Genomic DNA, 16,046 nt, shown 5'->3' with positions numbered 1-16,046 from the left:
AACTTTCACAAAAGTAATTATCCTTAAACTATAAATACCTATCCAAAAAGAATAGGTATTTACAAATATTTTTTTACTTAAATATATTCTAATAGGTACATCCACATTTACTTTGTCTACACCCGAAGTCTATTCCTAGGGTAATCATATGGGATCCTGCGGCATTACTTGCATCAAATACCTCATTTATATTGATTTGATATCCATAGGCTACATAAAAGTTGGACTTTTTGATACCGATCATTGGTGATACTGATAGCGGTTTAAAATCCTGATCCACTAATGATCTAAGACTCACTCCTGCCCAATAGTAATCTCCTCTATGTAACTTCCTTACCTTTAAGTTTAAATCTGCTGTGCTTCTGCCATCACCTGCAAAATTCTGATATAACACTGATGGTTCTATTTCTATATCACTAAATCGATCATAAAAGGTATACCCGGAATACACAAAATAATTTTGTATCGATGAAGGCTCAGTTGGAAAAAAATCATCAATCTCCTTACGTAATAAATTTACAGCATTAGCACTTAAGAAAAATCTCCCCAAACGATATAATACACCAATATCAAAATTAGAGTTATTCACCGATACGTTCTCTAAGGATTCACTAGGCGGTAAGTTAGGATCTCCATCATTAAACTGCGAAGTATCAATACCAAACTGTGTAAACTTATAGCTAATACCAAAAGATAAATACTGATTGGTATACTCGTTTAACGTTAAGTGATGTGCAAAGGACAATTGAACACCTTTCTGTGAGGTAGCTCCGTTTTTATCGTTAAACAAGATTGCACCCACCCCTGAACGATCAGAAATACGACCATCTATAGATATCGATTGAGTCCCCGGAGCATCTGCAATATCTACCCATTGTTCAAAACCGGAAGCACGGACCTGCCAGCAATCACCAACTCCTGCATAGGCACTGGAAATTAAATATGGGTTATCTGCGATATACTGGTTCTGAACCGGTGCAAAAAACTCCTGCGCATAACTTCTATTGCCTGCTATAGTTATTAATAAAACTATAGCTATTATCATATGTCTTGTGTACGTTCTCATACTTATTATCTGTATAAAGTAAAGTGACCTGTAAACTCTCTATTATCAATATCATTCAGGATAATTGTAAACCAATAATCTCCAGATGGCAATTCACTTCCTTGGTAAATTCCGTCCCAACCATTATTTGTGCCTTGATCTCCTACAAATTCTGCTAATAATCTACCATATCTGTCGAATACCTTAACCTCCATGTTTCCAAAGAAGAATGGGTCCCTAAAAGGATCCTGTCTTGGATACCACATATCATTAGTACCATCTCCATCAGGAGTAAAGTAATTAGGGATAACAATATTGATAAATGTTAACTCTTGTGACGCAGTTATTGGACAATCATTAAAACTATTATCGACTACTCTAAGAGCATAAAAACTAGTTTCATCAATCGAGAAAATATTTGTGTCCAATTCTCTGTAATCAGCATCTGTTAAGTCATTTATTGTTAAACCATTAGGTATAATAGCAACAAAATAAGTATAACTATTATTGTATGGTTCGGTTCCTCCTAATAGAATTTCATATTCATTTGGATCTTGAGGATCATTAGTCATAACCGCAACAGGCGGAAGTAAAGGAATATATGGTTCAATGGTTATTGTTCCAAGATCAAATACACATCCTGAAGGAACATATGTCATAGTACCTTGATATTCGCCTGGTTCCACCGTAAATGTTGGAGATAGACTATCACCCGGACTAACACCGCCGTCTAAAGAAACTAGATTGTATAAGATGTCTGTATCCACAGAATTATCACCTAATATAATGTCTATATAATACACAGGTAGTTGACTCACCGTACCATCGGCATTATAAATAGGACAATCTGCTCTTGGGCTCATTATCCCGTTAAGAATAACTCCCTCTGGAATATCCACAGGTAAGGTAATTGGACAATCATTAGAATCTCTAATAAAGATATTAGTAATACCTCCTGGAAGATCCATATACGTCAACATTCCTTCTACAAAATCACTGTCATTATTTGTAATACTTGTAAAATAAGGAGGTGTCCCACCTGTAATGTCTATAGTAACTGCTCCATCGTTAGCGTCAGCACACGTCTCTGCTGTTACTGAGCCCACAATATTAGCCATTAACTGATCTGGTTCTCCAATTGTTACATCGTATACTTGCCCACAACCATTAGAATCTTGTGCAAATACTTGATACACTCCAGGAACAAGGTTCGTAAATGTATGCTGATTAGGCACATTATCTGACTCATCATTAAAGAATTGACCTGGGTCAGTACTTATAGCGAATGAGTACAATCCTGTACCTCCAGTCGCGAATACAATAATGGATCCATTATCTTCTCCAAAACATACTACATCCGTAATCTCAGGAGGGATATTCTCAAATTCTGCAGGGTTTATAATATCAAAATCAACTTGAGAAACACAGTTTCTATCACTCCTTACTAAATATGTGTAGTTTCCTGGAGGTAGATTCGTGAATTCACTTTCGCTCTGTGGACCCCAAGTCTGAGCAGTTGTGTTATTTGTCAATTCAAAAATATAGTCTCCAATACCACCTGTTACCGAAGCATCTATAATTGCTGTTTCTTCATTGAAACAGTTAATATTTGCAGCGCTCAGATCTAAAGTAATTGCTATCTGATTAATTGGTATAACAGGAACTGGTGATGATAACTGAGATCTACATCCGTTTACATCTTCTACAAAGAACTGATACTCTCCTGCTCCAAGACCTGTGAAAACTCCAGATCCGCCGTTTGCTACTTGATTACCATTTTGATCTACATAATAGTATTCGGTTATAGCAACATCACTAGTACCACTAATTGTAACGTCTATGGTATTAATATCACACGTTACCTGTGTTACACTATCGATATTCACAGTAACCTCGCTTGGTTCGTTAATTACTGCTGTTGTGGTTGCTGTACAATTAAGATTATCAGAAACCGTAATTGTATACGTTCCAGCACCTAAATTATTAAATACGGCAATAGACTGAGGTCCACTTGTGGTTACACCATCAGGGAATGTTAATGTATACAGATATGTTCCAGGTCCTTGACCTCCACTAGCAACAACAGTAATACTGCCATCTGTATCCTCAAAACAAGTTACATTGCTGTCCGCAATTGGATCTACAATAATAGCATTTGGTGCTTGTATTGTAAATTGCTCATCGTCAGTACATCCCTGGCTATCTTCTGCAGTAACAGTATATAAACCAGCAGTTAAGTTTTCAAACAGTCCAGTAGTATTCGTAATCCCTCCTGGAGTTAATGTATATGTTACTGCTCCTTGAGCTCCGGTTACTGATGCCTGGAACGATCCATCAGCACCAGGTAAACATGACTCGACAGTATTTATTGGTGATATTGCAGTGACAATTGGAGCACCTGGTCCCATTACAGCTACAGCATTAGATCGTTCAGTACATAATGGATCAGCCGTTTCTACAATCTCTACAATATACACTCCTTGAGGTAATAATACAGGTAATATATACGGATTAGGATCCGTTGTTGTATCTCCTGTTCCAGAGAACGCTGTTGGATTTCCGTTTTCATCAAGGATCGTAAAGTTATACGGACCTGTATATCCTGTAATTGAAATGTTTATAGTACCATCTGCATCTCCTAAACAAGATTCAGGAGTTTCTTGTGCAGCAATCAATTCAACAAAATCAAACTCATCAATTTCGTGGGTAACAGTAATAGTACACATCGTAATTTGATCTGTTATTCTGAATGTATAGATACCTAAAGGTCTTGGTAATATAAAGTTAGCAGTAAAAGTTCCTGCAGGAGTATCCACCGGAACTGGTGGATTAATTACTGTTCCTGTATTATCAATTAGCTCGAATAAGAAATCACCCGATCCACCTTGTACAGATACTGTAACTTCTTCATCTACTGCACAGGTAATATCTGTAACTATGGCAACCGCTGGATTCGTCATAATTGGGAATGGTGCTACCGTCTCAGTTTCCGTAATAGGGTTCGTTGTACAACTATTACTATCAGTCACAGAAATTAAATAATCGCCTTCTTCATCTGCAGTAATTTCATAATCTATTTCAGGAGTACTTGTATTTGCATCAGCAATATTTAGCTCAGTAATAACTACCCCAGAAGGTGTTTCGTACGAAATACTATATGGTGCAGTTCCCGCAGTTATTGTAACAGTAATTATCGGGAACACCGAACTATTATCTGCAGCACAACTATATGGGCTTTGTGATATTGCCACAGCAACTTGCGTAGCATTAGCTACAGTAACCGGTACTTGACCAGAACAGCTTCTATCAGATGTAACAACTACAATGTAATCTCCAAATGGTAAATCCGTAAATACAGGATTGTCAACTTGATCAACTCCTACTTGAGCACCTGGTACACCTGCATTATCCACAAATATTTGATATGTATATGGACCATCCAAATCAGTACCTGCCTGCAAAGTAACTGTAACAGTTCCATCAGTTGCTCCTATACAACTAACAGCAGTCGAAGATGCTGAAGGTATTGGATCTAATGGAACAGTAAGTTCCGGTACATCAATTGTTATAGTACACGGTGTCGTAATAGTAGGAATATTTACATCTGAAACTTCTACTATATAATCTCCTGCGGCTACAGGAGTGAATATATTATTCCCAATCTGAGGTCCTAAAACAATTGCGTTCGTAGCTTCATCTCTTAGAGTAAAAGTGAAATTACCAGGATTAGTACTAAAGTCTGATCCTCCAGTAACTGTAACAGTTATTGTACCGTCAGTATCTCTACACGTAGGATCTGCTGTAAAATCTGCTGTCGCTGTTAATTCAGGTAAAATTGTTATCGTTTCTACATTCGATGGACATCCATTTTCATCATAAGCTGTCACCGAATATGTCCCTGGTGTAGAAACCGTAAATGTATGTGCTATAATTCCATTATTAGCATCTTCGATCACACCAGCATCTAATTGGAATCTTAACTCTCCTGAACCTGGTGGCGAAGCCACGTTACTAGTTCCTGAAGCAGATATCACATAGCTACCATCGTGGGTACATACATCATCCACAGTAAGTGGATTCAGTACAGGATTGTCTGTTCTATTTACTGTAACTATTATAGATATCGGATTAGAAGTACACGCATTGTCATCAACCACACTAATTGTATAATCTGTACTAGCTCCAATAACAGGTAAATCAAATATTCCAGTAGTGCTTGTAGTTGTAAATGTTCCTCCACTTGGCACATCTGTTGCCGTAAAAGTATAAGGAGCTGTTCCTCCAGAAGCAATTACAACAACCCTACCATCATCATTACAATTCGCGTTGATGTTTGAATCTAACGTCAATAGCAGCTCTGCTGGTTGTGTAATAGTAACAACATTCGATATATCATTACAAGTAGAAATAGGGTCTATTATAGAAACCTCAATGTTTCCAGCCTCCAGGCCAGTAATAGTAATAGGGTTTTGTACTGTAGTATCTGCCCCTATTGGTCCTGTTACAGTACCTGTAGTTGTATTTGTTACCGTATAATCATAAGGTCCTGTATGTCCTGTTACGGTAAGTTCAATATTTCCTGTAGCATCTCCGAAACATAAAATATCTGGAGTTACTACTGCTATATTAGCTTCTATAGTATCATATGGCCCTATTTCATAAGGCAGTGTTTCTATAGAACATTGGGTTCCTTGATCAAATACTCTAAATGTATAATTACCAACTCCTGGTAAGAAGAATGAACCACTTGTTGTGGTAGCACCTCCTGATGGAACTCCTAATTGAGATGGTACAGCTCCATTGATTTCAATAAAATCAAATGGTCCTGTTCCTCCGGTAACTGTTACGGTTACTTCCTCGGTATTGGTCGTACAGTTAATACCTGTAACCAGGTTTACAACTGCGTCTGTCATTACCGGGAATGCAGGAATGTTAAATGGTGCCAATGGATTTGGACAATTGTTTACATCAAACACAGTAAATGTATAATTTCCAGCTTCATTAGCTATAATCTGAATACCTGCTGTAACTGCATCTGTATCCAGAGTTGCTGGGTCTATTGGTCCAACTACATTCCCTGAAGGATCTGTATACGATATAGTATAAGGTGCATTACCTCCACTAAAGTTGTCAACCGTAATAACAGGAAGATTTATCACAGCTCCCGTACATCCATACGGTGTTTCTAATGCAACGGTTGCCGTAGGATCTGTAGGTTGGTCGATAATATAATCCTCTGTATCAATACAAATCACATTTAATGCGCCATTTGGTTTTGTAACTGTTACTTGTACTGTATACGTTCCAATTCCTAAACCTGAGAAAATAGGGCTTGTCTGTAAAGGTCTTGTCACCGGTCCGGCAATAATTTCATATTGATAGGTCACGGCTGGATCTGCATCTGTCGATACAGCTGTTAACGCGGCCGTTATTACACCATCTGTATCACCTATACAGGTTACCAGAGAAGTATCTGTTACTAAAATTGGCGGTGTTGGAGCATCTATACTTACCGGAGCAGAGAATGAACAGAATGGAGCCATAGCTCCACGTCCATCATCGGTAGCGACAACTATATAACTACCTGGTGCAACTCCAGTGTAAATTCCGGTAGCATCACCCGTTGTGTTAGTAGTTGGTGTTCCCATTCCATCTTGTAGTACGTATGTCAACCCACTACCTATCACGGCACCTGATGTAATTGTAGTAGTAATAACACCTGTTGCATTTTCACAATCAGGAGCTGTGGTAAACGCAGCGCTGATCACTAATTCATCATAAACAACTACCGGAAGCGTATCTACTGAACAACCCGTCTCATCGGTAATTGTAATAACATAAGATCCCGGAGTTGAGACAATAAACTGATGGTTATTATTATCAATACTACCCGTAACAGCAGTTCCTCCATCTAATTGATATAACAAAGTTCCTAGACCGGTTCCATCCACATCAATTACATTACTATTATCATACGCACAGTCATCGATGAAACTAGCTACAACAGTTGGTAGCGGATTTACCACGGTAGTTACCGTAACTGGCCCAAAACTACATCCCCTAGAATCAGCAACCCAGATGTCTTGTACTTGTCCATTAGTGTTTCCTAAATCGATCACATTACTGTTTAAAGGATACGTACCAGGATCTACGGATGGTGATGGTACTAATGCATACGTATATCCATCCGCAGTTGGAGGAATTGCAAAAGGCGTACCTCCTTCAGTATCCATAATTACTTGTGCATTCGTTCCACAGCTATTTGCTGGAGTCTGATTCGTATCTACGGATATCAACGGATCTGGAATATCAATCTCAAAATCCTGTCTATTAGGACATAACGTACCATTATCTTCCCTAACTACCAGATAATATCTTCCAGGAGGGAAGTTGGAAATTGTAACCGGCAGCGCTGCAGGACTAACAACGGGTGAAGACCCTGAATACACGGTTGGCGCAAATGTTACATCTAAAGACACATTAGTAAACTGATCAAATACCTCCCAAGATACTTGTGTTACTGAAGGGTCATATCCAGAAATTTCGAAACTAATTTGGCCATTATTCAAGGCAGGAGTTTCATTACAGGTTACATCTGTAGGCACAAAATTATCGATATTAGGAGCAGACGGTGGTGGCTCCGGAGCCACTAGCTCTTGGTATAAACAATTGGTTTCATTATCTCTTACCTCTACTATATATGTTCTATTAAAATCTAATCCTGTATATCTATGATCTCTTATCGGTGTATTGGCATCCACTGCAGTAGGCCCGGTCACAAGATCATTCAAAGGAACAAAATCTCCTAATCCAGGAGAAGGTTCTCCTACAATTCGGATATCAAACCCTGGTGGTGGATTTATCGGTGGATTTACACCTGAACCTCCAACAATCAGAACATCGAAAGTAACTCCACCTGGACAGGTTCCAGAAGGTGTTATCTGCGGATCCAAATCATTAATAGGAGAGAATATATTAAAAGGACCGATTGGGTCTGGATTCGACACACAACCATTAACATCCTCTACAAAAATAAAATATTGACCAAAGTTTAATCCTTCAAAACGAACTGTAGTAGAAGCTGTTGGTAAAGTAGGGTTTGGAACGGTAGTCGTATTCGGAGAAGGAACAAGTGGTCTTACAGATACATCACTTGCATCTACCAATGTATAGATGTATGGTCCAGTCCCACCTGCAATTTCTAAATCTATAGCACCTAACTCCGTAACAATAACGGATCCACCACAAGTAACGGGCTCTTCATCTCTAAAAGTCTCTACAATCTCATCGGGTGCAGCAATTTCTACAGTATCAGAATATAAACAACCTCTACTACTTCTTACAGTAAAGTTGTAGGTATTCTCAGCTAAATTAGGGAATGTTATTTGTGTTCCAGTAATAGTTACAAAACCAGCTCCATTAAAATCAATTTCATATGGAGTTTCTGTACCGGTAACGGTAATCACAGCAGTACCTGTATCTCCAAAACAATCTACATTAACCGTTGGTGCTGTAATCGTTGGAGCGACAGGATCTGTAACAGTAAATGTCGATGTAGTAAATGTACACCCTCTATCATCCGTTACTCTGAATTCATATGTTCCAGCTCCAGAGGTAGCAATATAATCCGTGAAAGGCGCTATTACATTAGTAACGTGATCTACAAACGCTCCGCTATTAAAAGATACTGCAATATCATATGGCGCATATCCTCCATTCACCACAAAAGAAAAGGAAGCATCTTGGGCAATACCTGCAGCATTACAGGCAATATCTACTTGAGTAACATCAAGGGTTACTGCTTCTTCTATAGTTTCGGTAAGTGCTACCGAACAACCATTACTATCTGTGATTGTTATGGTATAGATACCTGCCTGTGTTAATGCAGGAGTTGTTGTAAAAGTTGTAAGTGCACCTACATTGGTGTCTGGTATAACAATGGTTCCACCAAGAGCAACATTATAAATGTAATCTGGAGTACCCGTATTTGTTCCATCAATATTTATCGTAAAACTAACTACTCCATCATCTAAACAGAAATCTGAGCCTGCATCAATAGTTGCAGCTATTGGTGTTGGATCAACTACAATTGCCGTAGTACTAACATTACAACTTTCAGAATCAGTTACCGTAATTGTATACGTATCTGCTGTGCTCACAGTAAACACATTACTAGCTTGAGGTCCTGCTATAGAAGTTGGAGTACTATCGAATAATTCGTATTGATATCCTCCATTTCCGCCTGCTGCAGTTACTGTAATTGTTGCATCAGCAGTACAAGTCAATGTTGGGTTAACAACAGCGCTAGCGGTTAAAACCGCAGGGTCTGTCAATGTAATAGTTGTCGGAGCAGTACATAACGTCGTTTCATCTCTTACTTCTATCACATATACTCCAGCTCCCAGGCTACCAATATTGGTAGTAGCCACATTGGTTGGTGCAGAACGTGTTCCTCCGTTTACTGTATAAGTATACGTTGTCGCCGTTAAATCAATTCCTGAAACTGTAAACGAAAGTTCTCCATCAGTAAAACCATTACAAGAAGGCTCAGAAACAACCGTTCCGTTAACCGCTATAAAATCTATCGTAGGAACTGTAAAAGTTTCTGTATATACACAACCATCTGTATCAGTTCTTGCCAAGAACGTATAGGTAGTACCAGAAGTTAAACCTGTGAATACATTGGATGGTTGAGGACCTACCGTTATTGGGGCTATAATTTCATATTCGACAGTACTTGTTCCATCAAGAGTAGCTGTTACAGTAACATCTGCTGTAAGTGCCGGACACTGAACTTGTGTGGCAGCAAAAGAAAGGTCTGTTACCTGAACTAAAGGCTCAATAACTATTGTGTCTGCAATTACCGGACACGAAACGGTATTCGCACCTCTAACATATACTATATAAGTTCCATCCGCTAACCCGGTAAACACGTTAGATGCTTGCCAAGTCACACCGTCAATACTATATTCAAATGGTGCTACTGCATCTCCCGGATTGTTTATCGTCACCGTAATATCTGCTAATTGTGGTGTCGTACTCGAGCCTGAGGCATCACATCTATAATCCGAAGCAACTGCATCAGCATCAATCGCTACTGGGGCCGTTATTGTTGCATTTACATCTAATGTACACGCAGGGCTTGCACCAGTTCCATCTGTAATTGTTATGGTATGTGCACCAACGGAAACATTATTAAATATTATAGGGCCAGTTCCTGTTGGGCCTTGTGTAGTAGTTATATCACCATCTAACACATAAGTGAATGGTCCTTCTCCTGCGGTGACAGTTATTTCTATGCTTCCATTGTCTGTAGGACAATTTGGATTCGTAACTACCGGAGCACTTGTAGCAATTGCTTCGTATGCAGTAACCGTCACTGGATTGGAAAAAGCAGTACATCCCTGATCGTCAGTAACCTGAATTACATAATCACCAGGAGTATTTACCCCATGAGGAGATGTAATATTTGCTTGTACTAACGTAGGTGGTGTTCCTTGCGCATACAAATCAAACTGGGTATATACTGTACTTCCTCCAGCAGCAGCGAAGGTTATACTTGCATCTGCATTACAGTTAATATCATTCGCTAAAGTTGCATTGATCGTTAACTCTGGATTTATTGTAAAAGGTAACGCCGCTGTAGAGCAATTTGTAGCTGTATTGGTTACAACTACCGTATAACTACCAGGAGTTAAATTAGGTATCTCAAAGGTATTTGCCGGCGCTCCCAAAAATGTTACCGCTACCCCGGTTCCTCCGTTCAAGCTATACTCGAAAGGACCTAAGGGTGCCGGAATTCCAGGAGTAATCGTAATCCACTGACTAGCCTGATCAGTTCCATCATAACAAGGATCTCCACCTGCTGCCAAAGCAATCGTAGGTGAAGCAGATTGAACTATTGTCTCGGTATTATTGATTTCACAAGCAGTAGCAGAATTACCATCTCTAACAAAAATTGTATATGTATCTGCTGCTAATCCGGTAAATACATTATTGGTATTAGGATAGTCAACAATTACCGCTGCTCCACTATCTACCAATCTGTATTGATAGTTTCCTCTACCTCCAGCAGCAGTAACAGTAATAGTTCCTGTACTTGCTCCACAATTAGTTTCTGTGGCAGTAGTCGTAAAAGTAAGCGGTGTTGCAGGTTCTGTAACATCTACTGTAGTAGTATCAGAACAATTTAATGGCGATCCTGAACCGCCAGGATTCGTGTCCGTAACTGTTATCGTATAATTTCCTGCTGCTAATCCTGTAACATTTACAGGGCTTGTTGTAATACCATTTCCAGAATCAACAACTGCTCCACTAGATGTTAATCTAACAGTATAATCAAAAGACGTGCTATTAATAACATTAAAAGATAATGCTCCATTACTTTCTGCGACACATACTACCGGAGTAGTTTCCACAGCATTTGTGATATCTATTGGATCTATAACGTCTACTCTATAATCATCGCTAAATGTACATTGATCGTCACTTCTTCTTGCTGTAACGGTGTAAGTAATACCTTGAGCAATAGTATAACTATTAGTTGTTAAAAAACCAGTATTACCAGTTGCACCAGTTCCCGTTGCGGGATCAGGAGATACATCATACTCATAAACAACACCAGCGGCTATATCAGCTGCTGATAATGCAGGTTGTGCTTCAAAACTAACATCAGAACTTTGATTGGTACAATCTCCATCACCAGGAGTAAACGTAATCGCAGTGATTGGTATAAGCGCTGGAACATCTATAGAAAAAGGAGCAGCACAATCTCCGCTGCCTTGATTTCTAATATATACTGTATAAGATCCGTCCGTATTTACCAAAATATCAAACGGAGTAGTTGTTATATTTGTAAACGTAACATTATCTAAACTCCATTCATAAGAACCAGAACCTCCTGCTATATTATCTACTTGTATGATAGCATCTTCACTACCAACAATACAACTTAAAGGCCTATCTAAAGTAACATCAGCGGTAATTCCTGTTGGAGAGCTAATAGAAAATCCATATTGTGTAACTGGACATATTATTGGCTCTGGTACCGGAAAAGAACAGTCAGGATTTGTAATTGCAGGTGTAGTATTAGCGTGAGTTACTTGAACTACATATGAATTGCCGTCAGGAACTCCTGTAAAAGTAATCGTTTGACTTCCTGTAGAACTAATATCATTAACCAATGTCCATAAACTTGGGTCTTCATCGCTCGGATCTGCAGGATCGCTAATGCCATTACCACAATTTGGATCTGCTGCACAATCCCAAAGTTGATATGTGTATAATCTTCCTGCTACCGTTGGTGAAACATCTACTCGTATTTGTCCTGTGTCTCCAGGACAAGGAGGTTGAGTAACCGTAACATTGTCAATTACAATTGGCTCATACGGCGTTATATTATCAATACTTGCAGAAATAACACAAGCTGGTGAACCACTAGGAACACTATTATCACTTATTCTAAAGGTATATGTAGTAGCTGGGTTTGCAGGACTAGGAATCTCGAAAATATTACAAGCTACGAAATTACCATCCCCGTTATCATATAAGTAGTTTCCTGAACCATTTAAAACGTTTACTTGCACTAAAGCTCCACTATCACAAGTTTCAGGTGCTAATAATACCACCTCTGCATCAAAAGCAGGTGCAGGGTTGATAGTCACCGTTGCATCAAAAACACATTCTGGTGTAGGTCTATTAGAAATTACCTCTACCGTATACGTTCCTGCAGGTAAATTATTCTGTGTATAATTTCCGTTGTTAGCGCTACTATTAGGAACAATAATTGGATCTGCCGCTCCTAATGCAGGACTCGAAATTGTATATTGGTACTCAGGAATTCCTCCTGTTACACTAATATTAATTTGACCAAATCCTGTTCCGTTATCATCATTAATACAACTAGGATCAACACCTGTTACGCTAAAAGATGGATCAATAGAAGGTACATTAATTGTAGCTGTATATTCACATCCAGGAAAAGTTGTATCAATTGCGTAAACCGTTACATCTCCAGCTGTCGAAATAATAAATGTTCCATTATCTGGGTCTAAAGGATCAGAATATGGCCCTCCAGAAGTCAAACTAAAGCCAAAGTTAGTTGGCACATTTACTACAGTCACACTACCATCACTACCACATTCTATAGGGTTTGCATCTAGCATTGGTTGATAGTCATTTTTAAATACACTAAAATAAAACGGTATCTCACACCCTCCATCAAACTCAGCAAGAATTCTATAATCACCAGCTTCTGAAACTGTATAGTTTGGAGTATTTCCACCTGTAACTTCTACCCAATTGGCATCCGTACAATTACCGTCTAACAAAGAACACGGGTCATTGGGGTCCAAAACACAAGATCCTGAAGGAACTAATCGTTGCCAGGAAATATCATCCAAACTAGATGGATCAAAATTGGTTTCTAGCAATAAGGTTTGATTACCACATAACAGAATTTGTGGAATTGGAACTCCACTACAATCTTCTGTTACTATGGTTGTACCATTAACATAATCCAAAACAGGATTTGCAATATCTCTAAAATCTTCTACCGTAAACTCTTCTGTAAGCGACATACAGCTAGGCTCAACACCATCAGTATCTTCTTTAACAATAGTGTACGTTCCTGTTTGGGGATTAGGGACATCAAAAACATTAGCCCCTGGACCTGTTTGCACAATTGGAGTTGCTATACCAGGGCCTGTTAACGTATATTGATTATAACCAGTACCTGCTACTAACAATAAGTCATCATTACAAAAAGTAACATCTAATTGACACGCAGGAATATTAACTAGTATATTAGAAGCTTCATTTAACTGATCTCCACAAACTCCTAATTGCGAGCTACTTGTAGTACTTCCGGGAGTACCGGATTGTAATCCAGTATATGTAGCTGTAGCCGAGTTTGTAATTACATCAGAACAAGCATCTCTTAATTCCTCACAACTACTTACCAGCTGTGCTCTAAAACGTATAAAAATAGGCGCATCCCCTTCTCCAATTGGTTCGTCATTGGGAGTTTCTACGATACTTGCAGGAATATTAAACTGTAATACTCCTGGTGATATTTCGGTATAGGTAACTCCTGGTGGTAATGTAGCATCAACTACTCCTAATAAATTAGTGTTAGGAGGTAAAACATCTGTAATAATTACTGTACCATCAACAAAATCTTCATTACCGATGTTTTCAATTTCCAGGTCATAAAAAACTTCATCGCCTAACTCTACATTGCCACCTGTTATTTCTGTAGAACCATCTAAATCAAAAACTTTTTTAATAATCCTTAATTCAGGTTCTATGATGGTAACGGAAAAGGCGTTAAAAAATACACTATATCTATCACGATCTGTAAATAACTCGAAGGTAGCAGATGTTTGTCCATTACCAACTAAATCCTTTGTAACATTAGGAAGTTCAAAAATATCCATGTCAAACCCTTGTGTATTCTGAGAATTCGGGGTTCGATCATTAATATAAACACCATCAATAGATATAGATCCATTGAAAAAATTGGTTGTCGGGTTCGCAGTTGCATTACCCTGTCCTAATGCAGTAAGTCCACCCAATGTATTAACTATTCTTAATTCATCTCCCCCTAAACTAGTATCACCTTCTAAAGAAGCGGTACCATAACGTACATTAACGGGTTCATTTACTCCAGAAGGTGTTGTAAATCCACTATATGTAAACTGTAATGGATCCTGACCACTGAAAATTTGAACAAATCCATCACTTACACTAATAAATTTAGCAGACTCTTGTTGATCTTCATAAACGGTTACCAGAAACCATCCTCCACAGGCTCCGTCACTACCAGTGGTAAAACCTTGAGTGGCGTTCATATTGGCAACCGTATACGTACCAAAAGGATTAGCAGGATCTAATAAGCTGGTTACGTCTGCATAACAAACATAAGGTACCTCATCATTAGCATTGTCTCCCAGAGGATTTGTAGGTGTATTTCTATATCCATCAAAAACAACACTACTAGCAGTTACGTCTACATAGGTACCTCCTGGAACCTTAAATTTTATATCTCTAAAATCTGCAGGGCCTTGTTTTCTTGGATCTGTAAGAGGAAGACTAGACAACCAATCGTCACCAGTAGTTGATAAAGTTGCTAATACAACGTTGGTTTCTGCTTGGAGTAGTGGTATTAAATCTCCATTAGTGAAATTAGCATTACTAATATCATCATTTCCTACAGAAACAGAAGGAATATTTATCGTAGGTCCATCACCTGTCATTCTTGGTAAAAGACCTCCATCATTTACTATCACAACTCCAACTGCACCTGCATTCTGCGCGTTTACTACTTTTTCACGCAAAGAACAACTTCCACCATCCCTAATAACCGCAATATTACCATTTAGGTCTGTAGCATTTGTAATACCACAACCATTTACCGGTTGTGCCACTACCAAATATGACGTTACAGGACTAAATTCAACATCAGAGTTATCACTACTAAACTCAGAATTTCTTGCTGTATATTGTTGCGCTAAAGGACCATTATTAATAATTAAAGCGATATTTGTATCTGAATTAGTTGATATCTCATTATTGGTAAAATCAATAGGGCTATCTTGTCTGGCCATATAATAGTTAGCCGACCAATACAATCCCGCATATACCAGTCTACTACAGTCTTCTCTAGGCACAGTTAAACCGGCCTCACTAGAACTAAAAGTAGTAGGGTCATTATCTACATCGATAAAAGCAGTAGTATAATTACCATTATTATCATTACCATTATAGTTTCTATTGGGATTGGTAAAAGTAGTTCCATCATCATCTTCAATTACACCAACGATGTCATTACCTGTCATCACCATGTTTCCCCTAATATTACTGAATTGTGCCCCTGGTCTAGGAGTAATAGGAACTGATTCTTGAGCATTTATGTTGCTTATGGTACCGAAAACAATTAATATCATTAACAGTACAGCTTTTTTGGGTAATAGTGTTTTCATAAGCTGCTTATTTTGAGTTG

Annotated in this window: 2 protein-coding genes; both read right to left on the bottom strand. The window is 38.6% G+C overall.

Translation table 11 applies throughout. The features are described from left to right. Positions 1–88: 88 nt before the first annotated feature. A complete protein-coding gene (locus tag Q0910_RS04280; protein ID WP_299212942.1) occupies positions 89–1,066 on the bottom strand; it encodes a type IX secretion system membrane protein PorP/SprF in 978 nt (325 codons plus the stop codon). 5 nt (positions 1,067–1,071) lie between these two features. Continuing rightward, complete coding sequence (locus tag Q0910_RS04275) at positions 1,072–16,026, bottom strand: T9SS type B sorting domain-containing protein (RefSeq protein WP_299212940.1); 14,955 nt, start codon at positions 16,024–16,026, stop codon at positions 1,072–1,074. Positions 16,027–16,046 lie beyond the last annotated feature (20 nt).

Source organism: uncultured Aquimarina sp., from assembly GCF_947495315.1.
GTDB lineage: Bacteria > Bacteroidota > Bacteroidia > Flavobacteriales > Flavobacteriaceae > Aquimarina.
The sequence above is the reverse complement of the archived record's forward strand: the minus strand, read 5'-3'. Positions and strand labels throughout refer to the sequence as shown.

Coding starts and splice junctions, on each gene's coding strand:
- Q0910_RS04275 (WP_299212940.1), bottom strand. CDS start 16,026: ATGAAAACACTATTACCCAAAAAAGCTGTACTGTTAATGATATTAATT.
- Q0910_RS04280 (WP_299212942.1), bottom strand. CDS start 1,066: ATGAGAACGTACACAAGACATATGATAATAGCTATAGTTTTATTAATA.